The 23,580-nt window shown below is 70.4% G+C and carries 23 protein-coding genes; 9 read left to right on the top strand and 14 right to left on the bottom strand.

The window, feature by feature from the left end; genetic code table 11:
• Positions 1-55: 55 nt before the first annotated feature.
• Positions 56-727, bottom strand: coding sequence for an endonuclease NucS (gene nucS / locus ACFY0T_RS36690; RefSeq protein ID WP_388880854.1), 672 nt, complete (start codon positions 725-727; stop codon positions 56-58).
• Positions 728-1,082: 355 nt separating this feature from the next.
• Here nucS and ACFY0T_RS36685 point away from each other — a divergent pair, with 355 nt between their 5' ends.
• Complete coding sequence (locus ACFY0T_RS36685; RefSeq protein ID WP_165340641.1) at positions 1,083-1,475, top strand: SCO5389 family protein; 393 nt, start codon at positions 1,083-1,085, stop codon at positions 1,473-1,475.
• Between the two features lie 169 nt (positions 1,476-1,644).
• Here ACFY0T_RS36685 and ACFY0T_RS36680 read toward each other — a convergent pair whose 3' ends face one another.
• The gene (locus ACFY0T_RS36680; RefSeq protein ID WP_388880851.1) at positions 1,645-2,673 is read right to left on the bottom strand and encodes an LLM class flavin-dependent oxidoreductase; all 1,029 of its coding nucleotides are present in this window, start codon (positions 2,671-2,673) and stop codon (positions 1,645-1,647) included.
• 221 nt (positions 2,674-2,894) lie between these two features.
• On the opposite strand from ACFY0T_RS36680, the gene ACFY0T_RS36675 reads away from it, so the two are divergent.
• Positions 2,895-3,227 carry an ATP/GTP-binding protein gene (locus ACFY0T_RS36675; protein ID WP_388880848.1) on the top strand — a complete coding sequence of 111 codons (333 nt, stop codon included), beginning with the start codon at positions 2,895-2,897 and terminating at the stop codon, positions 3,225-3,227.
• A gap of 25 nt (positions 3,228-3,252) precedes the next feature.
• Here ACFY0T_RS36675 and ACFY0T_RS36670 read toward each other — a convergent pair whose 3' ends face one another.
• From ACFY0T_RS36670 to ACFY0T_RS36660, 3 genes are all read right to left on the bottom strand, one after another.
• Positions 3,253-4,098, bottom strand: a complete 846-nt coding sequence (locus ACFY0T_RS36670) for an ABC transporter permease (RefSeq protein WP_388880845.1) — start codon at positions 4,096-4,098, stop codon at positions 3,253-3,255.
• Positions 4,095-5,312: an ABC transporter ATP-binding protein gene (locus ACFY0T_RS36665; protein WP_388880842.1), complete on the bottom strand. Its 1,218-nt coding sequence runs from the start codon at positions 5,310-5,312 to the stop codon at positions 4,095-4,097. Before ACFY0T_RS36665 ends, ACFY0T_RS36670 begins: the two co-directional genes overlap by 4 nt.
• A gap of 266 nt (positions 5,313-5,578) precedes the next feature.
• Positions 5,579-6,460: a hypothetical protein gene (locus ACFY0T_RS36660; protein ID WP_388880840.1), complete on the bottom strand. Its 882-nt coding sequence runs from the start codon at positions 6,458-6,460 to the stop codon at positions 5,579-5,581.
• Positions 6,461-6,732: 272 nt separating this feature from the next.
• Between ACFY0T_RS36660 and ACFY0T_RS36655 the strand changes: the two genes are divergently transcribed.
• Positions 6,733-7,617 carry a hypothetical protein gene (locus tag ACFY0T_RS36655; protein WP_388880837.1) on the top strand — a complete coding sequence of 295 codons (885 nt, stop codon included), beginning with the start codon at positions 6,733-6,735 and terminating at the stop codon, positions 7,615-7,617.
• Between the two features lie 23 nt (positions 7,618-7,640).
• Here ACFY0T_RS36655 and ACFY0T_RS36650 read toward each other — a convergent pair whose 3' ends face one another.
• The 5 genes from ACFY0T_RS36650 to mce all read right to left on the bottom strand — a co-directional run bounded on the left by ACFY0T_RS36650 (position 7,641) and on the right by mce (position 15,244).
• Positions 7,641-8,411, bottom strand: coding sequence for an ABC transporter permease (locus ACFY0T_RS36650; RefSeq protein ID WP_388880834.1), 771 nt, complete (start codon positions 8,409-8,411; stop codon positions 7,641-7,643).
• Positions 8,412-8,413: 2 nt separating this feature from the next.
• Positions 8,414-9,382, bottom strand: coding sequence for an ABC transporter ATP-binding protein (locus ACFY0T_RS36645; RefSeq protein ID WP_388880831.1), 969 nt, complete (start codon positions 9,380-9,382; stop codon positions 8,414-8,416).
• A 207-nt stretch (positions 9,383-9,589) separates the two neighbouring features.
• Positions 9,590-10,525: a cellulose-binding protein gene (locus tag ACFY0T_RS36640; protein ID WP_388880828.1), complete on the bottom strand. Its 936-nt coding sequence runs from the start codon at positions 10,523-10,525 to the stop codon at positions 9,590-9,592.
• Positions 10,526-10,708: 183 nt separating this feature from the next.
• Positions 10,709-14,557: a polarized growth protein Scy gene (gene scy, locus ACFY0T_RS36635; protein WP_388880825.1), complete on the bottom strand. Its 3,849-nt coding sequence runs from the start codon at positions 14,555-14,557 to the stop codon at positions 10,709-10,711.
• A 246-nt stretch (positions 14,558-14,803) separates the two neighbouring features.
• Positions 14,804-15,244 carry a methylmalonyl-CoA epimerase gene (gene mce / locus ACFY0T_RS36630; RefSeq protein WP_388880822.1) on the bottom strand — a complete coding sequence of 147 codons (441 nt, stop codon included), beginning with the start codon at positions 15,242-15,244 and terminating at the stop codon, positions 14,804-14,806.
• A gap of 146 nt (positions 15,245-15,390) precedes the next feature.
• Here mce and ACFY0T_RS36625 point away from each other — a divergent pair, with 146 nt between their 5' ends.
• From ACFY0T_RS36625 to ACFY0T_RS36615, 3 genes are all read left to right on the top strand, one after another.
• Positions 15,391-16,593 carry an acetyl-CoA C-acetyltransferase gene (locus ACFY0T_RS36625; protein WP_388880819.1) on the top strand — a complete coding sequence of 401 codons (1,203 nt, stop codon included), beginning with the start codon at positions 15,391-15,393 and terminating at the stop codon, positions 16,591-16,593.
• A gap of 39 nt (positions 16,594-16,632) precedes the next feature.
• Positions 16,633-17,589: a methylmalonyl Co-A mutase-associated GTPase MeaB gene (meaB, locus tag ACFY0T_RS36620; protein ID WP_388880816.1), complete on the top strand. Its 957-nt coding sequence runs from the start codon at positions 16,633-16,635 to the stop codon at positions 17,587-17,589.
• A gap of 333 nt (positions 17,590-17,922) precedes the next feature.
• Positions 17,923-19,182 (top strand): MFS transporter, encoded by a 1,260-nt coding sequence (locus ACFY0T_RS36615; RefSeq protein WP_388880813.1) that lies wholly within the window; start codon positions 17,923-17,925, stop codon positions 19,180-19,182.
• 27 nt (positions 19,183-19,209) lie between these two features.
• Here ACFY0T_RS36615 and ACFY0T_RS36610 read toward each other — a convergent pair whose 3' ends face one another.
• The 4 genes from ACFY0T_RS36610 to ACFY0T_RS36595 all read right to left on the bottom strand — a co-directional run bounded on the left by ACFY0T_RS36610 (position 19,210) and on the right by ACFY0T_RS36595 (position 21,860).
• Positions 19,210-19,686 carry a MarR family transcriptional regulator gene (locus ACFY0T_RS36610; protein ID WP_362501170.1) on the bottom strand — a complete coding sequence of 159 codons (477 nt, stop codon included), beginning with the start codon at positions 19,684-19,686 and terminating at the stop codon, positions 19,210-19,212.
• Positions 19,687-19,778: 92 nt separating this feature from the next.
• Positions 19,779-20,579 carry an AIM24 family protein gene (locus tag ACFY0T_RS36605; RefSeq protein WP_388880809.1) on the bottom strand — a complete coding sequence of 267 codons (801 nt, stop codon included), beginning with the start codon at positions 20,577-20,579 and terminating at the stop codon, positions 19,779-19,781.
• The gene (locus ACFY0T_RS36600; RefSeq protein ID WP_388880806.1) at positions 20,576-21,226 is read right to left on the bottom strand and encodes an AIM24 family protein; all 651 of its coding nucleotides are present in this window, start codon (positions 21,224-21,226) and stop codon (positions 20,576-20,578) included. Before ACFY0T_RS36600 ends, ACFY0T_RS36605 begins: the two co-directional genes overlap by 4 nt.
• Before the next feature lies 1 nt (position 21,227).
• Positions 21,228-21,860 (bottom strand): AIM24 family protein, encoded by a 633-nt coding sequence (locus tag ACFY0T_RS36595; protein ID WP_388881160.1) that lies wholly within the window; start codon positions 21,858-21,860, stop codon positions 21,228-21,230.
• A 192-nt stretch (positions 21,861-22,052) separates the two neighbouring features.
• Here ACFY0T_RS36595 and ACFY0T_RS36590 point away from each other — a divergent pair, with 192 nt between their 5' ends.
• The 3 genes from ACFY0T_RS36590 to ACFY0T_RS36580 all read left to right on the top strand — a co-directional run bounded on the left by ACFY0T_RS36590 (position 22,053) and on the right by ACFY0T_RS36580 (position 23,579).
• Positions 22,053-22,397, top strand: coding sequence for a DUF3817 domain-containing protein (locus ACFY0T_RS36590; protein WP_388880803.1), 345 nt, complete (start codon positions 22,053-22,055; stop codon positions 22,395-22,397).
• On the top strand, positions 22,394-22,687 hold the full coding sequence (locus ACFY0T_RS36585; protein ID WP_388880800.1) for an MTH1187 family thiamine-binding protein: 294 nt from the start codon (positions 22,394-22,396) through the stop codon (positions 22,685-22,687). The genes ACFY0T_RS36590 and ACFY0T_RS36585 overlap by 4 nt, the downstream gene beginning before the upstream one ends.
• 145 nt (positions 22,688-22,832) lie before the next feature.
• Positions 22,833-23,579, top strand: a complete 747-nt coding sequence (locus ACFY0T_RS36580) for a hypothetical protein (protein ID WP_388880797.1) — start codon at positions 22,833-22,835, stop codon at positions 23,577-23,579.
• The last annotated feature ends 1 nt before the right edge of the window (position 23,580 follow it).

Below are 23,580 nucleotides of genomic sequence, written 5' to 3'. Positions count from 1 at the left end.
GGAGAGGGCCGGGTCCGTGATCGGAACCGGCCCTCTTCGGCAGTGGTGCGTACGGTCAGAACAACCGCAGCTTGTCGTCCTCGATACCGCGCAGCGCGTCGTAGTCCAGGACCGTGCAGCCGATGCCGCGGTCGGTGGCGAGGACGCGGGCCTGCGGCTTGATCTCCTGGGCGGCGAAGATGCCGCGGACCGGCGCGAGGTGCGGGTCGCGGTTCAACAGCTCCAGATAGCGGGTGAGTTGCTCCACGCCGTCGATCTCACCGCGCCGCTTGATCTCCACCGCGACGGTCCGGCCCTCGGCGTCCCGGCAGAGGATGTCGACCGGGCCGATGGCCGTCATGTACTCGCGGCGGATGAGCGAGTAGCCCTCGCCGAGCGTCTCGATGCGGTCGGCGAGGAGCTCCTGAAGGTGTGCTTCTACGCCGTCCTTGATCAGGCCGGGATCCACGCCGAGTTCGTGCGAGGAGTCGTGGAGGATCTCCTCCATCGTGATGATGAGCTTCTCGCCCGCCTTGTTGATGACGGTCCAGATGCCCTCTTCGTCCCCGGAGCCCTCCTTCAGCGTGCAGGGCGGCGACATCCAGTTGAGGGGCTTGTAGGCCCGGTCGTCCGCGTGGATCGAGACGCTGCCGTCCGCCTTCACGAGGATGAGGCGGGGGGCCGACGGGAGGTGGGCGGTGAGCCGGCCCGCGTAGTCCACGGAACAGCGGGCAATGACGAGACGCATGGTCGGCAACGCTACTCGACGGGCACCGGTCCACGCGATTCGCCCACCCGCCACCCACCACCACCCTCAACGAAGAGCCTGCGGTTCGCCCCTTTTATCCCTTCGTCACCCACCACCACCCTCAACCGGGGACCCTGTGGGCCCACCCCTTTGATCCTGTAAGTCGCCTGTTCGTTCGTGGCTGATTGTGTGCCCACTGAGAGTTCGCTATGTGCGCATTCTCCTGGTGCCGTCACCGTCCGTTGCTTACCGTATAAACGGGAGGTCGCGATGCGTGTACTCAGCGTGTTCGATATCGCGAACCCCTATCCCTGTCCGGCAACCCCCGAGGTCTGGGGGTGCGAGAGGAGTACCCATGTCGCTCGACGTCTCACCGGCCCTACTCGAACAGGCCGAGCGAGGCGAGGTCGACGAAGCTGAATTCGTCGACTGCGTCCGGACCTCCCTGCCCTACGCATGGGAGATGATCAGCTCCCTGGTGGCCCAGCTGAAGGTGGACGGCGGCAACTTCGCCGACAACCAGACGCCTCCGCCGGACGAGCAGGCACGTGGCCAGCTGCTGCGTGCGCTCGCGAGTGACGCGATACGCGGCGCGCTGCAGCGGCACTTCGGAGTGCGGCTGGCCTTTCAGAACTGCCACCGGGTGGCGGTGTTCCCGCTGGACGCCTCAGTGGACGACACGCTGGCACGCTTCACCTCGGTCCGCAGTCAGCTGCTGAACCAGTCCCCGGAGTTCCGGGACTGCTGACGCGGTGATGCCGCATTGCTTGCCGCTCCGTACGCGGGAGGTGCTTTTGTACTGGGGCGGCAAGCTTCCCGCGCGTCCGGTCGGTGGCACGGCCTGGACGGCCTGTTGGACCGGCTGGACGGCATGTTGGACCCCTAGGACAGCCTGTTGGACCGGTTGTGGGCCCCGGTCACCTGAGGTGGGGCAGCACCTCGGCCCCCAGACGTCGTACGTTCTCCTCCGTCGCCGCCAAGTCCCCCGAGCCCTCGACGAGCAGGGCGAAGCGTGAGATGCCGGTCCGCTCCGAGGTCGCCGCGAGCCGGTCGGCGCACAGCCGGGGGGCGCCCACCGGGTGCAGCCCGCAGAGCAGTTCGGTGTACGCCAGGGGGTCCCGCATCGAGCGGGCGCGTCCGTCGACCGTCACATGGGCGTCCAGCCCGTGCTTCAGCCAGCCCGGCATCGCCTTGACGAGCGCCTCCACGGCGTCGGTGCGGCGGTCCGCGATCTGGCAGACGCCGGCGGAGACATGGGCCGCGGCGAGGATCTCGTCCGCGGGACGCCCGGCCGCGCGGGCCAACTTCCGCCACAGCGAGACCATTTCGGCCTTCTCCTCGTCGCCCACATGCATCCCGAGGAGCATCGGCAGCCCGCGCTCGGCCGCGAGCCGGACGCTCGCCGGTGAGGTGCAGGCGACGACGACCTCGGGACCCGGAGCGCCGCTCAGGGCCTCCGACGGCCGGGGGACGACCGGGACTTCACGGAAGCTGAACCGCTCCGAGGTGCTCGCGACGGACGGCTCGCGCAGCCAGCGCACCAGCAGATCGAGCGATTCCGGGAACCCCTTCTCGTACGCATCGAGTCCCGAACCGAAGACCTCCAGGTCGACCCAGGGGCCGCCGCGCCCGACGCCCAGCGAGAACCGCCCGCCGGACGTCAGATGCAGCAGCGCGGCCTGCTCGCCGAGCGCCACGGGGTGGGCGGTGGGCAGTACGCTGACCGCCGTGCCCACCCGGATCCGGCGGGTGCGGCCGAGCAGGAACGCGGCGAGCGTGACGGCCGACGGGCATGTGCCGTACGGAACGAAGTGGTGCTCGGCCAGCCAAACCGAGTCGAGCCCGGCCTCCTCGGCGACCTCGGCCGAGCGCACCGCCCGGTGCAGGGCCTCCCCCTGGCCCTGTCCCGGGAACTGGGCCGCCAGTACAAAACTTCCTACGTGCATCGCACTTCCTGCTTCCTCGGCTCCGACACGGAGCTCCCCCACCCGGCATAACCGCCTGACACGTGCCGAAGTCACGGCCTGGCGGAGAGATTTCCGGATTGTCTGCGAAATGGGCCGTCCGGTGGGGGATCTGTGCGGGTTGGCGGAGTACGCGTACCCCTGTGCGCGCCGCGTAGGCTGGACATGGCCCCTGCTCCCTGTATAGCTCCGTGAGGTGTCCTGTGTCCCCGCGTCGCAACCGTCCGAAGGGTGCCGGCTCGTCCGGTCGGAGCGCGGACGAGGACCGCTCGGACCGGTACGGCGGCTGGCAGTCCACGGAGAGCTGGCAGGGCGAGGAGTGGAGCGTGCGTCATGTGGCGGGCTCGAGCGCCCAGGGCAAGACCTACCGTTGTCCCGGCTGCGACCAGATGATCCCCTCCGGCGTCCCGCACGTGGTGGCCTGGCCGGAGCACTCGGGCGTCGACGACCGGCGCCACTGGCACAAGGCCTGTTGGAACGCGAAGGACCGCCGCACCTCGCGGGTGCAGCGGTCCCGTAACGCGCCCAGGTTCTAGGCGACTTCAGGCATCAGGGGCGGGGTCAGACGTCCCGGCGCTCCAGCAGCACGAACGCGCCGACGATCGCCGCCGCGGTCACCCCGGCGAGCAGACCGAGCTGCGCGCCGCCGTGCCCGTTCTCGCTGTCCAACTGGAAGATCCGGGCGAGGGCGTTGGGAGCGTTGTACTCCTGCATCTTCTCGCCGATCGTCTGCATGCTCTCGGACATCATCAGGAACGCGGGCATGATCGCGGGCACCAGCACGACACCGAGCATCGTGGTGATGGCGCCCGCCGAGTGACGCAGCATCGAGCCCACCGCGAGCGCGAGGACGCCGAGCAGCGAGACGTACAGCGCACCCATGATCACCGTGCCGCCCCACGAGACGTTCGAGGAACCGCCGTGCATCCCCGAGGTGATCAGGCCGACGAAGCCGATCGCGAAGGCCGACACGACGAACGCCACCGCGAAGAAGATGATCAGCTTCGCGGCGAGCACCCGGTGCCGCTGCGGCGAGGCCGTGAACGTCGTACGGATCATGCCCGTGCCGTACTCGGACGAGACCACCAGCACGCCCAGCGTGATCAGGCAGATCTGCCCGAGCATCAGCCCGAAGAAGGCCGGGATCGTGTAGGGCACGTCGGTGAAGTCGGAGTTCGTGGTCTGCGCGGCGACGAGGAAGCCGATGCCGATCACCAGGAGCAGGAAGATGCCGAGCGTCCACATCGTGGAGCGCACCGACTTGATCTTCGTCCACTCGGAGGTGAGCGCGTGACCGAGGTGGGTGCGGGTGACCGGGATCGGCGAGGTGTACGAACTGCCGGGCGCCGCCTGCCAGTTGGGGGCAGCGACGGCCTGCTGCGGCATTGGGGGCTGGGGCGTGCTCATCGGGCGTCCTCGGGCTTGGTCAGGTCGGGGGCGGCGGGCGCGGCGGGTGCCGCAGGCGGCTGCGTGGGGGCCTGGGGCGCGGCCTGGGCGTACGGGTTGACGTCCGCGGCACCCGGAGCCGCCGGAGCGCCGTACGGCCCCGCCGGCGGCTGTCCCTGCGGCATCGCGAACGGCTGGCCGCCCTGCTGGGGCGGCGGCGGTGCGTACCAGCCGGGCTGGCCCTGACCCGCCACCGGCATCTGCGGCGGCGGCATGGCGCCGGGCGGCAGCTCCTGCTGGAGCCCGGCCTTCTGGTCGATGGTCGAGCGGTAGTCGACGGCGCCCTGCGTCATCCGCATGTACGCCTCCTCCAGCGAGGCCTGGTGCGGCGACAGCTCCCACAGGCGTACGTCGGCGGAGTGCGCGAGGTCGCTGATGCGGGGCAGCGGCAGGCCGGTGACCCGCAGCGCGCCGTCCTGCTCGGGCAGCACCTGGCCGCCCGCCTCGGTCAGCGCGGCGGTGAGCTTCTCGCGCTGCTGCGGCTCGGTGTCCGGGGTGCGGACCCGGGCGAAGTCGGCCGAGTTGTGCGAGATGAAGTCCTTGATGTTCATGTCGGCGAGCAGCTGGCCGCGGCCGATCACGATCAGGTGGTCGGCGGTCAGCGCCATCTCGCTCATCAGGTGCGAGGAGACGAAGACCGTACGGCCCTCCGCCGCGAGGGACTTCATCAGGTTGCGCACCCAGAGGATGCCCTCGGGGTCGAGGCCGTTGACCGGCTCGTCGAAGAGCAGCACCTGCGGGTCGCCGAGCAGCGCGGCCGCGATGCCGAGCCGCTGGCCCATACCGAGCGAGAAGCCCTTGGAGCGCTTCTTGGCCACGTCCTGGAGCCCGACGACACCGAGCACCTCGTCCACCCGGCGGGCCGGGATGCCCGACAGCTGGGCGAGGCACAGCAGGTGGTTGCGGGCGTGCCGGCCACCGTGCACCGCCTTGGCGTCGAGGAGCGCGCCGACCTGGCGGGGTGCGTTCGGCAGCTTGCGGTACGGGAAGCCGCCGATCGTCACCTGCCCCGAAGTGGGGTTGTCCAGGCCGAGGATCATCCGCATCGTCGTCGACTTGCCCGAGCCGTTGGGCCCGAGGAAGCCGGTGACGGCGCCCGGCCGCACCTGGAAGGAAAGGTTGTACACGGCCGTCTTGGCGCCGTAGCGCTTCGTCAGGCCGACTGCCTCGATCATGCTCCGCACCCATCGAAAGGTTCAGGACGTCGGGGCGCACGCCCCCGTAAGGGTTAGGAGGATATCGGGGCGCTGACGGTTCCACTCAAGAGAAAGTAAAACCGCGCAGGTCACGCGGGTGTCTTGTCAGGTACGTGTCGTGCCTGGTCAGACGTGAAACGGAACCCTCCGGTTCGGGAAGCGGAATCCTCGCACGCGAAAACCGGACTCCTCCGGCATGAAAACCGGACGCCTCCGGCACGAAATCCGGCTGGCTCGGGCGGCGACTACGACAGGGAGTCGTCCAGCGGCGGCAGGTCGTCGTACAGCCGCAGCTCGGCCGATTCGTCGACGTACGGCAGGAAGTCGGTCTGCGGCAGTACCCAGCCCTCCTCGCCGAAGATCCGCGTGCCCCGCTCGCGCAGCGACCGGTTGGCCCCGGCGCGCCGCACCCAGGTGGCCGGATCCGGGCCGAGCAGCTCCCGCAGCCGCGCGGAGCCGGCGAGCAGTGAGGCGAGCAGCGCGGACTGGTCGCCGCCGCCGGGGCGGGGCTGCTCCGTGGCCGGGTCGGCGAGCACGCCGTGCGCGCTGAAGTAGATGTACGCGCCGCCGAGCCGCTCACCGGATGGCATCGTCATCGCGAACTCGTCGCCGGGGAGTATCGCCCGCCGGTAGTCCGGGAACTCGGTGTCGTCGACCGCCTTCAGCTGCGTCGAGTCCAGCCAGGCCACCACGAGCGTCGTCTCGGCGCCCCGGTCGACGTACGGCGTCCCCGCCACATAGCCCGCCGGGCTGATGTGCCCCGAGCAGCCGACCCCGATGCCGTGCACGCGCACCGGCACCATCGGCACCGTCGCCGGGATGCCGAGCCGGGTCAGCTTGTGGGCGACCTGGCCGGGGGAGGCGTTCGAGCCGACCGCGATGACCGGGTGACGGCGCCCGGTGACGACCTGGCCGAGGTCGGCGAGGGCTTCGTCGAGCCGCTGCTGCTCCTGCCGCTCCTCCACGTACCACTCGCCGAGCCGCAGCGGCCGTACGTCGAGCTGGAGCAGTTCGCCGCCGGTCAGCAGGGACGGCTCGGTGGTCGGCCGGCCGGGATAGGTGAGCGGCTGCTTCGCGGGCACGTCATCCAGGCCCAGCGCCTCGAGGCTTCGGTCCTTCGTCGTCACGGTGACGCCCTTCGGGGGTGGTCGCGCGATACGGGCACAGCGTTCCACGCGAGATGTACCCGGGGCGGGGCCTGGTCTCCCCATCTGGGCGGGGTTGGCCGGAACGGACACCGGGAATCATGCCCTCCCATTGTACGAGTGGGAGCGAAGTCGGTTACGGGGGTGGCAAGTTGGGATTAACGAGACAGCCGGGTCGGGGACGGGCGCATCCGCGGTTCCGTACGTCCGTTCGCTGGTGGATCGCCGGACGTACCGTCCACGCCCTGCTCCTGATGACGCTCGGCGCGCTGGCCGGGCTCTCCCTCGTCATCGCGACCGCCTGGACGCTGACCGAGCACTCGCCGCGGTCGATAGCCGAGCGGTTCTCGAACGAGGAGCGGCTCTTCGACCTCAGCCTCACCGTGCTGCGCGCCTGCGTCGGCACGGACAACCTCGAACCCGAACCGGACAGCACCGCGCACCAGCTGCTCGCCACCCTCGCCTCGGTCACCGGGGCGCTGGTGCCCGCGGTGCTGCTGGGCATCGTCCTGATCAAGCTGTTCGCGCTGCGGCCCTTCGTCTGGCGGCAGCGGGCCAGCATCTCGCATGCCTGGACCGCGGACTTCCCCGGCTACTCGCGCCGCCACGCGAACAGCGACGACGCGATCATCGCCGTACGTTTCTACAACCGCTTCGAGAATCTGTCGGTCGTGGACCTGCGCGCCCGCGCTCACCTGCGCTACCTGGAACGCTCCCCGCACGACGGCAGCCTCGTCATCTACAAGCAGTGGCTGAAGGTCCTGGACGCGAAGGGCGAGCCGGCCGACGAGCGGTCCTGGCTGGCGGTCGAGCGCGGGGCGCCCTTCACGGTGTGGATACCGGTCGAGGCGCCGGTGACCGAGCTGCCGTTCCGCCGCATCCAGGGCAAGGACCTGTCCGGGTCGTACGGCGTGAAGCTGCTCGTACGGCTGACCGCGCGGACCGTGGGGCTCGGCACCGAGGTCGCCGACGAGCGCTGGTTCGATCTGGAGGGCGGCGACTTCGAGCTCGGCCGCTTCGTACCGCTCCAGCCGGACCTGGACAAGGACGTGTGGCGCTGGGAGGGCTGGACGGACTTCGACGGGCTGATCCAACGGCCGCCACCCGACGAGGGTGAGGTCACGCGTCCCGCTTCCTGAGCGGACTCACGTTCCCGGTGATCTCATGCGTCCCGCTTCTTGAGCAGCGCATAACCCCCGATGAGGGCCGCGATCACCCACAGCACCATGATCGCGAGGCCGCCCCAGGGACCGTACGGCGTGCTGTCGTCGACCGGTGTCACGACCTGCATGATCTTGCTGCCGGCCTGGTCGGGCAGATAGCGGCCGATCTTCTTCGTCGCCGAGACGTTGCCGAGGATGTTGGAGATAAGGAAGAAGAACGGCATCAGGATGCCCAGCGAGAGCATCGGACTGCGCAGCATCGCCGCGACGCCCATCGAGAAGACGGCGATGAGCGTCATATAGAGCCCGCCGCCGATCACCGCGCGCAGCACGCCCGGGTCGCCGATCTGCGCCTTGTGCGGACCGAGCATCGCCTGGCCGAGGAAGAAGGCGACGAAGCTGGTGATCATGCCGACGACGAGGGCGAGGCCCGTCGCCACCGCGATCTTGCTGAACAGGAACGAGCCCCGCTGCGGGACCGCGGCGAGCGAGGTGCGGATCATGCCGGTGCTGTACTCGTTGCCCACGACCAGCACCCCGAACACGATCATCGCGAGCTGACCGAGGGTCATGCCCGCGAAGCTGATGAACGTCGGGTCGAAGGAGAGCCGCTCCCGCGCGGGCATCTTGTCGAACTCGTTCTTCGACAGCAGCGAGATCAGGATGCCGAGGGCGATCGTGACGACCGCGGCGAGCGAGAGTGTCCAGACGGTGGACGCGACGGACCGGATCTTGGTCCACTCGGACTTGAGGATCTGGGTGGCCGCCATGGTCAGCCCCTCTTCCAGTCGCTGCCCCAGGGCGGGGCCGGCGGCGGGGTCTGCGGGCGTGGTGCGTCGGCGTGCGCGTGGTACTCCACCGACTCCGCGGTCAGCTGCATGAAGGCTTCCTCCAGGGAGGCCTGTTGGGGACTGAGCTCATGCAGCACGATCTGGTGCTGCGCGGCCAGCTCACCGATGTGCTCCGGTTTGCCGCCGTCCACTTCGAGCGTGCCGCTGCCCGTCTCGACGACGGTGATGCCCGCGCCGTGCAGTACGTCGAGGAGCCGCTCGCGCTGGGGGGAGCGGATACGGACGTACGACCGCGAGTTCCGCTGGATGAAGTCGGCCATGGAGGTGTCGGCGAGCAGTCGGCCCTGGCCGATGACGACGAGGTGGTCGGCGGTCAGCGCCATCTCGCTCATGAGGTGGGAGGAGACGAAGACCGTACGGCCCTGGGCCGCGAGGGATTTCATCAGATTGCGGATCCAGTGGATGCCCTCGGGGTCGAGCCCGTTGACCGGTTCGTCGAACATCAGGATCCGCGGGTCGCCGAGCAGCGCGCCCGCGATGCCGAGGCGTTGGCCCATGCCGAGCGAGAACCCCTTGGCCTTCTTCTTCGCGACCGGGGTGAGCCCCACCGTGTCGAGGACCTCGTGCACCCGCGCCCGCGGGATGCCGTTGCTCTGCGCGAGGCAGAGCAGGTGGTTGAAGGCGCTGCGGCCGCCGTGCATGGCCTTCGCGTCGAGGAGGGCGCCGATGTACTTCAGCGGGTCCCTGAGGTGGTCGTAGTGCTTGCCGTCGATACGGACGTCACCGGCGGTGGGGTGGTCGAGCCCGAGCATCATGCGCATGGTGGTGGACTTGCCGGCGCCGTTGGGGCCGAGGAAGCCCGTCACGATGCCCGGTCTGACGGTGAAGGTGAGGTTGTTGACCGCCACTTTTTCGCCGTACCGCTTGGTCAGGCCCTCGAGCTCGATCATGCGGCCACGCTAAGTCGGGCCCTGGGGCCGTGCCACTCGAGCGGGGGCGGTCCTGCCGCTTGTTCGCCCTGGCCGGCTGCAGCGCCGTCGTGGCTTGTCGCGCCCACGCGGCGGAGCCGCACAATGTCGCAGCCCCGCGCCCCTAAAAGCGGGCCCGCACCCCCCGGCGGAGGGTGCGGGCCGCAGTTTCGCTAGCCGGTCCGGTGGTTACCGGGTCTGCTGGGCCGGGACCCCGCGGGAGATCGGCTCGTCCTCGGCCGGGGTGCCGGCGGCGGCCACCGCGGCGCCCGTGAGCGTGGCGAGCATCTCGCGGACGTTCGTGAGCTGGGCGTTGATCGAGTCGCGGCGGTTGGTGAGGGCCGCGAGCTCGCGCTCGGATTCCGAACGGATGCGGTCGGCCTTGGCGTTCGCGTCGGCCACGATGTCCTCGGCCTGGCGCTGAGCCGTTTCCACCGTCTGGCGGGCGCGGCGCTCGGCGTCGGTGCGCAGCTTCTCGGCCTCCAGGCGGAGCTGCTCCGCGCGGTGCTCGATCTCGGCGAGGCGCTTCTCGGCCTTGGCCTGACGCGAGGCCAGATCGCGCTCGGACTGCTCGCGGCGCTTGGCCAGGTTCGTCTCGAAGTCCGCGGCGGCCTGGGCGGCCTTGGCACGGGTCTCCTCGAAGAGGGCGTCCGCCTCCTCGCGCTTGGACTGCGCGTCCTTCTGGGCCTCCTGGCGCAGCTGCGAGGCGTCGGTCTTGGCCTTCTCGACGATCCGGACGCCCTCGTCCTCCGCCTTGGCCTTGCGGTCCGCAGCGAACGATTCTGCGTCGTTGCGCACCTGCTGGGCCGCCGACTCGGCGAGCTCACGGTGCTGCTCGGAAGCGCGACGGGCCTCCTCGCGCAGGTCCTTCGCCTCCTCCTCGGCGAGGCGGAGGATCTTCTCGACGCGCGCGCCGAGACCCGCGTACGACGGCTCTGCGTCGCTGACCTGGGCCTGGGCGTTCTGCGTCTCGAGGTGGAGCTCCTCGATGCGCTTTTCCAGAGCAGTGATACGAGCCAGAGCGCTGTCACGGTCGGAGACGAGCTTCGAAATGCGTTCGTCCACCTGAGCGCGGTCGTATCCACGCCGCACAAGCTCGAAGCCGTAGGGGGAAGTGTCGCTCATGGGGTTCCTGTCGAATGAGACCGGTGAGGTGATAGGTGGAATCCTAGGGGTCAAAGCGGTGTGTCATCGAGCGGATACGTGTTTGATCTGGAGAATGACACTCCTTTTGGGTGGCTAACTGTCGGAGGGCTTGCCAGAGCCTGTGCCAAAGGTCCTGGCAAAGCACGGAATCGGTGCTTCTGGCTAGCCCTCCGACGACTTGCCACCCGAACGTGTTGCGCCCGCGGCAGCGCCCGCTTTGACCCCACCGTCCTGTTTGCCGGACGGGGCCTCAAAGGACTCCAACGCCTCCAGGACGTCCTGGACACGGGAGATCTCCGCATTGATGTCCTCGCGGCGGCGGACCAGGACCTCCAGATCGCGCTTGCCCTCCTCGACCGCGGCCTTCGCCTCGCGGATCGCCTCGGACCTGATCTTCTCGGCCTCGGCGATGACCGAGCTCTTCTTCTGCTCGGCCTCCTTGAGGAGACCCTCCGCCTTCTTGACGGCGGCGATCCGCACCTTGCTCGCCTCGGAGTTGGCCTCCGACACCAGGTCCTTCGCCTTGGCCTCGGCCTCGGCGAGCTGGTCCTCGGCGGCCTTGATGAGCGCGTCGCACCGGTCGCCCGCGTTCTTCATCGTCTCGGCCGACTCGCGGCGGGCCCGCTCGTGCAGCTCCTCGATCTCCGTGGTGATGCGGTCGCGCAGCTCCTCCGCGCGCTCCCTTATGGCCGTCGCGTCCCGGCGTGCGCCGACCAGCAGCTCGTCCGCGTCCGTGCGGGCCCGCTCCACCAGGGAGTTGCCCTCCACGGTCGCTTCGGAGACCAGCCGCTCGGCTTCGTTGCGGGCCGCACCCACCATCGTGTCGGCCTGCGACTCGGCGTCCGCCGTCGTCTTCTGCGCGCTCTGCTGCGCCTCGGAGAGCAGCTTGTCGGCCTCGGCCGCCGTCTCCGAGATGAGGGTGTCGACCTGCTCGGCCGCCTCGGAGCGCCGCTTGTTGGCCTCCTTGCGCGCCTCGTCCAGCGTGCGCTCAGCCTCCTCGCGCGCCGACGACGTGAGCCGCTCGGCTTCCGCCGCCGCCTCGGCCTTGACCCGCTCCGCCTCGGTGCGGATCCGCTCGGCGTGCTGCTGCGCGGAGCCGACCGTCTCGGCGGCCTCGGCCCGCAGCCGCTCCGCGTCGCCGGTCGCGTCCGAGATCAGCTGCTCGGCCTTGGCCACGGATTCGGCCCGCACGCGCTCGGCCTCGGCGGCGGTCTCGTTCGCGAGCCGCTCGGCCTCCGACGCCGCCTCGGTGATGAGGGTGTCCGCCTGCGTGGCCGCGTCCGAACGAATCCGGTTCGCGTCCTCCCGGGCGTCCGCACGGGTGCGCGAGGCGTCCTGGTCGGCGTTCGCGATGGTGTCCGACGCCTCGGTGCGTACGCGCTGGGCGTGCTCGGCGGCGTCCGAGCGCAGCCGGTCGGACTCGGCGATCGCCTCGGCAACCGTGCGCTCCGCAAGGGACTTGGCGGCCTCCGTCTCCTCGGCCGCCTCCCGCCGGACGCGCGCCGCGTCCTCGGACGCCCGCTCGCGCTCCGCGTACGCGTCGGCGCGGACCCGGTCCGCCTCCTCCTGGGCCTCGGTCCGCGTACGGTCCGCCGCGTGCTCGGCAGCCGAGCGCAGGCCGGCGATCTCCTCCTGCGCCTGCTCGTGCAGCCCCGCCACGGAGTCGCGCACCTGCTGCGCGGTCTGCTCGGCGTTCGAGACCATCTCGGTCGCGCGCCGGTCGGCCTCCTCGACCAGCCGTACGGCCTCGGCCTGGGCCTCCTCGACACGGTTGCGCGCGGAAGCCAGCAGCTCCTCGCTCTGCTCGCGGGCCCGCTCGCGCTCCTGGTCGGCCTCCTGACGCGCGGAGCCGAGGAGTTCCTCCGCCTCGCGGCGGCGCCGGGCGGCCTCCTCCTGCGCGGCGGCCAGCGTCTCGGCGCCCTCGGTCGCCAGCCGCTCGGCCGCGGCCTGCGCCTCCGCCCGCACGCGATCGGCGGTGTCCTGGGCCTCCGACTTCAGCCGCTCGGCCTCCGCCGCGGCCTCCGAACGCAGGCGTACGGCGATGGTCTCGCCCTCGGCCCGGGACGCGGACGCGTCCGCGGCGGCCTCGGTGCGCAGCCGCTCGGCCTCGGCCTCGGCCTGCGCCTGCAGTGTGCGGATCCGCTCGGCGGACTCCGAACGCAGCCGGTCCGCCTCCTCGGCGGCCTCGCGCCGGATCCGCTCGGCCTCCGCGCGCGCGTCCGTCAGCGCCTGCTCGGCGGCGGCGAGGCGCTCCTCGGCCTCCGTGTGCCGCCGCGTCAGTTCCGCGGCGGCCTCGGCCTGGCGAGCGGCTATGGCGCGCTCGCTCTCCTCGCGCAGCCGCTCGGCGGCCCGCTCGGCCTCCGCCGTGATCGCCTCGGACTGCTCGACCGCCTCCGCGCGGTGCCGCTCGGCCTCGGCGCGGGTGCGCTCCAGGGTCTCCTCGGCCTGCCGGCGCAGCGTCGTGGCGCGCTCGATGGCCTCGGTGCGGACCCTCTCGCTGTCCGTCGTGGCCGTCGTGCGCAGCTCGTCCGCGTCGGCCTTCGCCTTGGCGAGCAGCTCCTCGGCGGTCTTGGCCGCCTCCTCGATCTGCTGGACGGCCTCGCGCCGGGCCTCGGCGCGGATGCGCTCGCCCTCGGCGACCGCGTCGGAGCGCAGCTGCTCGGCGTCGCCGCGCAAGCGGCGCGCCTCCTCTTGCAGTTCGACCGTCTTGGCGCGGTACTCCTTGGTGTCGTCCTTCGCCGTGCCCTTGAGCTGCTCGGCGATGTCGTGCGCCTCGGCGCGCAGCCGGTCGGCCTCGGCCTCCGCCTCCGTGCGGATCCGCTCGGCCTCCTCGGCGGCGGCCTTGGTGGTCGTCTTGGCTTCCTCGGACGCCTTGTTCAGTACGTCCTCGGCGGTACGGGCGGCCTTTGCGAGCTGGGACGCGGTCTCCTCGGCAGTGAGACTGCGGGCGTTCTCCTCGGCCTCCGCGACGATCTTCTCGGCCTGGGCGCGGGCCTCCGCGACGACCTGCTCGGCCTCGGACTTGGTGGTCTCGGCCTCCTTAGTGGCCTCGCTGACCAGCCGGGCGACCTGCTCCTTCGCCGTACGCGTGCGCTGCTCGTTCGCCGACTCCGCGCTGGAGAGGGTCTTGGCCGCGGCCTCCTTCGCCTCGGCGACGACCTTGTCGGCCTCGGCCCGCGCCTCGCGCAGCGCCGTCTCGGCCTGCGTCATGCGCTGCTCGGCGGCCCGGCTCAGCTCGGTGGCCTGGCGGCGGGCGGCGTCCGACTCCGTCGCCGTGGAACTGCGCAGCTGCTCGGCGTGGTCGGTGGCCTCCTGGGCCTGGGTCGACGCCGCGTTCAGCAGCCGCTCGGCGTCCGTGCGGGCCCGGCGCAGCAGCGCCTCGGCCTCCGCGCGGGCCGCCTCGGCGTCGGTGGTGAGCCGCTGGCGGGCCTCGGCGGCGATCCGCTCGGCCTCGGCGCGCGCGGTGGCCAGCGCCTGGTCGGCCTCGGCGCGCGACTCCTCCAGGAGGCGGCGGGCCTGCGACTCGGTGCGGGCGCGCAGCTGCTCCGCCCACGCCACGTTCTCGTTGACGTGCGACTCGACGGTCTGCCGGCGCTCGGCCAGTTCCTGGTCGAGCTGCTGGCGGCGGGAGACCGCCTCCTGGTGCAGCTCCGCCTGGAGACGGGCGGCCTGCTCGGCGTGCTCCTGGAGGATGCGCTGGGTCTGCGCGCGGGCCTGGCTCAGCTCGCGCTCGGCGTCCGCGCGCAACTGGTCGGCCTGGATCTGGGCGTTACGGAGCAGCTGCTCGGCCTGATAGCCGATGTCGGCGCCGTCGTAGGCAGGACGGGTCGCCAGACTGCGGCGCGCCTCGTGCAGCTTGGCGCGCAGCACCTCGACCTGATAGCCGAGATCCTCGGCGTGCTGGACGGCCTTCTCCCGCTCGGTCTTCAGCCGTTCCATCTCGGCCTCGAACCGAGAGAGGTGGTCGACGTCAGCCGCCGGCTCTCGCTCCTGGCGTTCGTAGCCCCGCACTGCGCGGTCCCATCCGTCCCCTGGTCGCAAGTCTCTCCAAACGAGCTCCGTCCATCCGCCGAACGGGGCCCCCGGGGAATGGTGTCAGATCAACGGCGGAGCATGGGCTGCTGCCCAGACGCTCGTCCCGCCCGTCCCCGAAAACCTGGACCCCGGCCCTTGGCCCTGTCGTCAAAGGCGACAGGGCCTGGTCGCCCCGACATGGCGGCGACCGCCCCCAACCCTACCGGCCCAGATATACGGGGGTCAGTGCTCAGGGGACTCAACAGGCGCCGAAGTGACCAGTTCTGTCAGGACTCCATGGCAATCCTTTGGATGCAGGAAGGTGATGCGCGAGCCCATGGACCCGCGCCGGGGCTCGTCGTAGAGCACGCGCACGCCCTTGTCCTTGATGTCGGCGGCGTCGGCGTCGACGTCCGCGGTGCCGAAGGCGATGTGGTGCACCCCCTCACCGTTCTTGGCCAGCCACTTCGCGACGGTGGAGTCCTCGCGGGTGGGTTCGAGCAGCTGGAGGTAGGAGGCGCCGCCGTCGGAGGTCTCGTTGATCTTGAGCATGGCCTCGCGTACGCCCTGCTCCTCGTTGACCTCGGAGTGGAAGACCTCGAAGCCGTACGTGGCCCGGTAGAACTCGACGGTCTTGTCGAGGTCGAAACAGGCGATCCCAATGTGGTCGATTCGCGTCAGCATGGAGTCAGTGCAGCGCTCCGGAGGTGGTTACGCAACGTGCGCGCGATCACACTGCGGCCCGGATGACGGGTGGCTTACCGCTCAGTACATTCAAGTAAACCCTCGTTCACTCCTCAGCTGTGCACGCTGAAAGGGGATCGCACCTCATGTCTGGAACGAACAGCAGTACCTCGGTGATCGTCGCGGGCGCTCGGACGCCCATGGGACGGTTGCTGGGTTCGCTGAAGTCCTTCTCCGGAGCCGACCTCGGAGGCTTCGCGATCAAGGCCGCCCTCGACCGTGCGGGGATCGGTGGCGACCAGGTGCAGTACGTGATCATGGGCCAGGTGCTCCAGGCCGGGGCAGGGCAGATCCCGGCACGCCAGGCCGCGGTCAAGGCGGGCATCCCGATGAGCGTCCCGGCGCTCACCATCAACAAGGTGTGTCTCTCGGGCCTGGACGCGATCGCGCTCGCGGACCAGCTGATCCGCGCGGGTGAGTTCGACATCGTGGTCGCGGGCGGCCAGGAGTCCATGACGAACGCCCCCCACCTGCTCCCCAAGTCCCGTGAGGGCTTCAAGTACGGCGCCATCGAGATGCTCGACGCCATGGCGTACGACGGTCTGACGGACTCCTTCGAAGGCATCGCCATGGGCGAGTCGACGGAGAAGCACAACACGCGGCTCGGCATCGCCCGTCCCGAGCAGGACGAGATCGCGGCGCTCTCGCACCAGCGTGCGGCCGCCGCCCAGAAGAACGGCATCTTCGAGGCGGAGATCACGCCGATCGAGATTCCGCAGCGCAAGGGCGAGCCCGTCGTCTTCAGCCAGGACGAAGGCATCCGCGCCGAGACGACCGTGGAGTCGCTCGGCAAGCTGCGCCCGGCGTTCACGAAGGACGGCACCATCACGGCCGGTACGGCGTCCCAGATCTCGGACGGCGCGGCCGCCGTGGTCGTGATGAGCAAGGCCAAGGCGCAGGAGCTCGGCCTGGAGTGGATCGCCGAGATCGGCGCCCACGGGAACGTGGCCGGGCCGGACAACTCCCTGCAGTCGCAGCCCTCCAACGCGATCCTGCACGCCCTGAAGAAGGAGGGCCTGGAGGTCTCGGACGTCGACCTGATCGAGATCAACGAAGCCTTCGCGGCGGTCGCGGTCCAGTCAATGAAGGACCTCGGGGTGTCCACGGAAAAGGTGAACGTCAACGGCGGCGCCATTGCCCTCGGTCACCCGATCGGGATGTCCGGCGCCCGGCTCGTACTGCACCTCGCCCTCGAACTGAAGCGGCGGGGCGGCGGCGTGGGCGCGGCCGCGCTGTGCGGTGGCGGCGGTCAGGGTGACGCGCTGATCGTGCGGGTACCCAAGGCCTGACACGCGTTTCTCAACCGACCTCTCGTGAACGGAGCTGTGATGCAGGACGTCTCCTCGCTGGTGGCCCAGGCCAGGGAAGGACGGCCGCGGGCCGTAGCCCGGCTGATCTCCCTGGTGGAGGGGGCGGCACCGCAGCTCCGTGAGGTCATGGCGGCGCTCGCTCCGCTGACCGGTGGGGCGTACGTCGTCGGGCTCACCGGGTCGCCGGGCGTCGGCAAGTCGACGTCGACGTCGGCGCTGGTGACGGCGTATCGGCGGCAGGGCAAGCGGGTCGGTGTGCTGGCGGTGGACCCGTCCTCTCCCTTCTCGGGCGGCGCGCTGCTGGGCGACCGCGTCCGCATGTCGGAACACGCGTCCGACCCCGGCGTCTACATCCGCTCGATGGCCACGCGTGGCCACCTGGGCGGTCTCGCCTGGGCGGCCCCCCAGGCGATCCGCGTCCTGGACGCGGCGGGCTGCGATGTCGTGCTGGTCGAGACGGTGGGTGTCGGTCAGTCCGAGGTCGAGATCGCCTCCCAGGCCGACACGTCGGTCGTCCTCCTCGCCCCCGGAATGGGCGACGGTATCCAGGCCGCCAAGGCCGGAATCCTGGAGATCGGCGACGTGTACGTGGTCAACAAGGCGGACCGGGACGGGGCCGACGCGACGGCGCGCGAGCTGAACCACATGCTGGGGCTGGGTGAATCCCGGGGCCCCGGTGACTGGCGGCCCCCCATCGTCAAGACGGTCGCCGCCCGGGGCGAGGGCATCGACGAGGTCGTCGAGGCCCTCGAGAAGCACCGGGCGTGGATGGAGGAACACGGCGTCCTCGGCGAGCGGCGCCTCGCGCGGGCGGCGCAGGAGGTCGAGACGATCGCGGTCACCGCGCTGCGGCAGCGGATCGGTGACCTGCACGGTGACCGCCGCCTCAGCGCGCTCGCGGAGCGGATCGTGGCGGGGGAACTCGACCCGTACCGGGCCGCGGACTCCCTGGTGGAGGGCCTGACAGAGGCCTGAGCCGAGGCTTTTTCCCGTACCTGGGGGCTGCGCCGCCAGACCCCCGCCAAAAGACTGTGCAGTTCCCCGCGCCCCTCAGGGGCGCGGGGAACTGCGCGACAAGCCCCCACCCACCCGCAGCCGAAAGGCTGGTACGGGACGGGTAGGGGCGGAGGGGGCGAGAAAAGCCTTCCCTGGTCAACTCCCGGCATCCGCTGTTAAGTTAGGCCGCATGTTCCTCCTCTTGGCATAGGGCCCGCCCAGGCCCGCGACGGACAAGACAGCAGCTCGGCGCTGCACCGTCGCGGCACTCAGGCGTCCCCTAGTCCGCCTCGCTGTTGAGGAACTCTCCGCATGTCTGCGCCCCTTTCGCGGCCCTCGTACGCCGCGCTCTTCCGCATCCCCCACACCCGCCGCACCTTCACCGCCGCCATGGTCGGCAGGCTGTCGTACGGCATCGTCTCCCTGGCCCTGATGCTGACCGTGACCCGGGCGACCGGGTCGTACGCCGTGGCCGGCACGGTCATGGCGCTGTTCGGCGCGATGAGCGTGTTCCTGTCGCCCGCGAGGGCGGCCCTGATCGACCGGTACGGCCCCCGCCGTGCCCTCCTCCCGATGGCCTCGCTCTACGCGGGCCTGCTCACGGCCTTCGCGACGGCAGCCTGGCGGCCGGGAGCCTCGGCTGCGGCACTCGGCGTGCTGGCCGTCGCCGCGGGCGCCTGCACGCCGCCCCTCGGTCCCACGATGCGCGCGGTGTGGGGCGAAGTCGTCGAGGACAGGCTGCTGTTGCAGCGCGCGTACAGCCTGGACGGTGTCGCGGAGGAGATCCTCTTCGTCTCGGGGCCGCTGCTGGTGGGCGCGGTGGTGCAGTTCGCGCCGCCGGCCGCCGGGGTCGTGCTCAGCGCCCTGCTGGTGTGGGCCGGAACGCTCGCGTTCGTGCTGTCGCCGGTCGTGGCGGGCGTACGCCCGGCCGCGGACAAGCCGGCCGCAGGCTCCGGGCGCCGGCTGCGCGGCGGGCGCGCGCTCGTGCAGCCCGTCGTCGTCGCGGCGGGCGTGGGCCTGTCCCTGGGAGCCATCGACCTCCTGGTGATGGCCTTCGCCCAGCAGCGCCATCACGGGGACGACATCGTGGCCTGGGTGCTCGCCGCCCTGTCGGTGGGCAGCGCGCTGGGCGGCCTGCTGAACGGCGCCGTCAACTGGCGCCGATCCGCGCGCGTACGGCTGCCGCTGCTGGCCGGCGGCCTGGGCCTCGCCCTGCTCGCCGCGGGACTCGCCCCCGGCCTCGGCACATTGACCGTCGCCGTGGCCTGCGCCGGCTTCTTCGTCGCCCCGGCCCTGACCACGTCCTACCTGATCGCCGACGAGGCGGCTCCGCCCGGCTTCCGCACCCAGGCGGGCGCCTGGGTCAACACCGCGGTGAACGCCGGGAATTCGGGCGGAGCCGCCGGAGTCGGCCTTCTGGTCGGCCACCTGTCCATCGGCCTGTGCTTCGCGGTCTCGGGAGCGGTGGCCGTGGCGGCCGGCCTGATCTCCGTCCGGGGCGCACGCACGACCCCGCACTCCGACAGGGGCGTGGGGTCGTGTGTGAGCAGCCAGGAACAGCCGGCAGCCTAGGGACGGCGGCCCACAGCTACCGAACCGCTACGGCTTGCCGCGCTGCCCCCGCAGATGCTCGGCGATCGGCCGCAGTGACTTGTGGAGGTCTTCCAGTGCCTCCGGGGAGAGCAGATCGATGAAGTGCCTCCGCACAGACGCCACGTGATGCGGCGCGACCTTCTTCATCGTCTCCATGCCGTGCTCGGTGAGGACGGCGTACAGCCCTCGCCGGTCGGACTCGCAGTTCTCGCGGCGCACCAGATCCGCGTTCTCCATGCGCGTGATCTGGTGCGAGAGGCGGCTCTTGGACTGGAGGGTGGCGGACGCGAGGTCGCTCATCCGCATCCGTACGCCCTCCGACTCGGAGAGGTTCACCAGGATCTCGTAGTCGTTCATGGTCAGCCCGAACGGCTGCAGGTCCCTTTCGAGCTGGTACGTCAACAGCCTGTTGACCTCCAGGTGGGTGCGCCAGGCGCACTGCTCCGCATCGGTCAGCCAGCGCGTGGCCGTCTCGGTCTCCATAAATGAAGTCTACCTAAAATGTTGAAAGGCGAACTAGTGAGGGTGGTGTGACTGTGCGCACGCGTTCGATGTCACACTCCGCAGACTACCGCTCACAGCCCGAAGCGACGCTGGAGGTCTCCCAGCTGTCCGGGAAGGCGCGGTGTGCCGGCTTGCTGTCCCTGGTGACCGGGTACCCCGCCCGCGCCCGGCACACCGGGCTCGTGCGGGACCGCGCCCGTGGCCTGCTCGGCCATGAGGGTTTCGGTGGACTGGAGCAGCACCGTGCCGGCCCCTACGAACTCGAACTGGTGCTCCTCTCCGGAGGCCCCGCCGAGGCCTGTCATCGCACGTAGACCGCCCATTACACCTGTCATGTACCCGTGGTCGTAGTGATGGCACGGGGACGGGCAGTCGGCCCAGCCGACCAGGGCCTGCGGGTCCACCCGGATCGGAGGTTCCATGAACACCACCGGACCGTTAGATGCGGCCACGAACTTGCCGGTTCCGATCAGGGTCAGAAACCCCGGCACGATCGACTGTTTGAGGGCGAGACTTGGCTGAAAAGCGAGCAAGTTGCCCGAGCGAATGGTCAGATTGCCGTTGTCCAGGTCGTAGGAATTGACGTCGAAGGCCCGGTCGGCGAGGAGCATCTTGCCCGAGCCCTCCGCCACGACCCAGTCGCTCGCGTGCAGAGGCGAATGGAACGACGTACGGACGAGGCGGTCGAGCCGGCCGTGTCCGATGCCGTTGAATTCCATCGACCCGTAGTAGGCGATCATCTTGCCCTTCTGCAGGAACCACTGGCTCCCCTTGAGCTCCACGCAGAAGGTGTACTTGTTGACGTTGTCGTCGACCGGCAGCGTCATCGGGTCGTGGATCACCGGGCCGCCCGGAGTCCCGTACGCGCTCACAGCTTCTCCTCCGAGGCCTGGACGTACACCGCGCCATTGCCGCTCAGCTCCAGCTGGAACGCCTCGCCCGAGCCGCGGCCCACCATGTCGCGCCAGCCCAGCGCCGTGGACAGCTTGTTGCGTACGTCGCCGTGGTGGGCGACGTACGCCTGGGGATCGACGTGGACCGGGCGCTGCGGGGTGATCGGGATCTCGAAGACGCCGCCGTGCGCCATGACGGCGACCGCGCCGTGTCCCTTGAGCGTCGTGGTGAACAGACCCTGGCCGGTCACCTGACCGCGGACCATGCCCATGACGCCGCCCTGCGAGCCCAGGAACATCGTGCCCTGCTGGAGCGTGCCGTCGAAGGCGAGCAGCCGGTCCGCCTCGACGTACAAGGTGTCGCCGGTGAGATTGATCACCTGGACGTGGTGGCCGCCGTGCCCGAAGAGCACCGTGCCGGAGCCCTCGACGGTCATCAGGGGAGTGGCCTCGTTCGCCAGGCGGCGGCCGATCATCGACATCACACCGCCCTGGCCGCCCTGGACGTTGGGAGTGAAGGAGACCTCGCCCCGGTAGGCGAGCATCGCGCCGCGCTGGCTGAACATGCGCTGGCCCGGCAGCACCGTGGCCTCGACCATCTTCGAGTTCACTTCGCGGAAGGGCATGTCACACGTCCCCCGCGATCGTGTTGCGCTCACTGGGCTGCACATAGACCAGACCGTCGCCCTCGAAGCGGATCTGGAACGCCTCGCCGCCGCCCTCCCCGAGCAGTGTGCGGAACGTCACACCGGACTGGAAGGACTGCCGCACGTTGCCCTGGTGCGCGATGTACGCGCCCGGGTCGACCGTCAGCGGGTACTGGGAGCTCACCCGCAGCACCACCGCCGGGCCGTCGGACATGATCGCCGCCTGTCCGTGCCCCTCGACGGTGGTCGTGAACAGTCCGTTGCCCTGCGAGGCGCCCCGTAGTCCCGTGAAGGACGTGCCGGTGCGCAGGCCCGCGTCCGTGGCGAGCAGATTGCTCGACTCCACGTACAGCTTGTCCCCCTGGAGGCTGACGAGGTTGATCTCGGAGGCCCGGTCCGCGAACCAGCAGGTCCCGTGCCCCTTCACCTCCATCACCGTCATCTGCTCACCGGTGAGGCGCCGGGTCACCATCCCCCGTACGCCCTCACCGCCCCCGCTCAGCTTCTTGAAGGCCATCTGGCCGTCGTACGCGACCATCGAGCCGTTCTTCGCCTTCACGGCGTCTCCGGTCATGTCGACGGCCAGCACCTTGCTGCCTTGAAGTCGAAACATCGCCACGCTGTGAAGGTAGCCGCCGGGTGGGGTCGCGGACAGGACCCCAGGGTGGATCCCGACCCTGATCACACCCCTAGGGTGCGCCACGCCGCACCCCGAGCCCGGGCGACCGGGCCTCCAGTGCCACAATGGTCGACGCTTGTGCTTGCGTTCACAAAGCGTTGACGACTCTCCCACCGAAGGTGACCCGTGGACATAAAGACCGCCACCGCCCTCCGCCGCCTCCGCCTGGTCTCGGCCCCCGAGGCCGTCTCCTTCCTGCTGCTGCTCACCTGCTCGGTGCTGAAGCGGACCACGGACTTCAACGCGGTGCCCGTCATGGGCTCGATCCACGGCGTCCTCTTCATCCTGTACGTGATCTTCTGGGCGGACGCCTGGAACCGCACCAAGTGGAGCACTGGGACCGGCCTCCTCTACTTCGTCCTCTCCGTGCTGCCCACCGGCGGCTTCTTCGCCGAGCGCAAGCTCAAGCGCGAGGCCGAGGACGCGGTCATCGCCTCACGCGCCCGCAAGGAAGGGATCGTGAACGCGTGATCGTCGCCTTCTCCGTGACGCCGCTCGGTGTCGGCGAGGACGTGGGGGAGTACGTCGCCGACGCCGTCCGAGTCGTCCGCGAGTCCGGTCTGCCGAACCGCACCGACGCGATGTTCACCTCGATCGAGGGTGAGTGGGACGAGGTGATGGACGTCGTCAAGCGTGCCGTCGCCGTCGTCGAGGAGCGGGCGCCGCGCGTCTCGGTCGTCCTCAAGGCGGACATCCGTACCGGAGTGACGGACGGTCTGACCTCCAAGGTGGAGACCGTGGAGCGGCACCTGTCCGCGTAGCCCTCCCCTCGACGCGAAAACCCCGGCCCTTCTGGGCCGGGGTTTTCGCGTTCCGCCCTTTGAGCGATCGCTCAAAGGGCGGTAGCGTCACATTCCACGTCGTTGAGCAGTCGCTCAAAAAGGCCACTGAACTGGGGGAACACGGATGGGGCTCTACGTAGAGGCGCATATACGAGCGGCGGTCGACGACGTGTGGGCACGCACACAGCACCCCGCCGAGCACCAGCGCTGGGACCTGCGGTTCACGGAGATCGACTACCTGCCGCGCGCGGAGGGCGAGCCGCAGCGCTTCCGGTACGCCACGCGCGTGCTGCCGTTCCTGACGGTCGCCGGAACGGGGGTGTCGGCCGGGGAGAAGGAACGCCCCGACGGCACCCGCACCTCCGCGCTGCGGTTCGCCTCGCCGCATCCGCTGTCGCTGCTCGCGGAGGGGAGCGGCTACTGGCGCTACGTGCCGGACGGCGACGGTGTGCGCTTCCTGACTGGGTACGACTACCGCCCGCGCTGGGGCCTCTTCGGGGCGCTCGCCGACCGCTGTGGGTTCCGCCCCCTCATGGGCTGGGCGACGGCCTGGTCCTTCGACCGGCTGCGGCTGTGGCTGGAGCGAGGGATCACTCCGGAGCGGGCGCTGCTGAACTGGGCGGCGGAGCTGGCCGTGCGCGCACTCGTCCTCGTCGTCGGCTGCACGGGCTTCGGGCTCGCCTCCTTCGTACGGCTCTTCGGACCCTTCGCCCCGGCGGTGGCGTATCTGTGCCCGCTGCTCTTCGCCGTGGCGATCGCACTGGCCCTGTTCCTGTCGCCGCTCCCGGGCACCCCGGCGGCCCGCCGCTGCCTGCGCACGCCACCGACGACCGTGCGCGCCCCCCGTCTCCTCGCCACGCTGGAGCCGTAGC

This window comes from Streptomyces sp. NPDC001530 (genome assembly GCF_042894545.1).
Taxonomy (GTDB): domain Bacteria; phylum Actinomycetota; class Actinomycetes; order Streptomycetales; family Streptomycetaceae; genus Streptomyces.
Note: the sequence above shows the minus strand (reverse complement) of the source record. Positions and strands in the feature narration are given on the sequence as shown.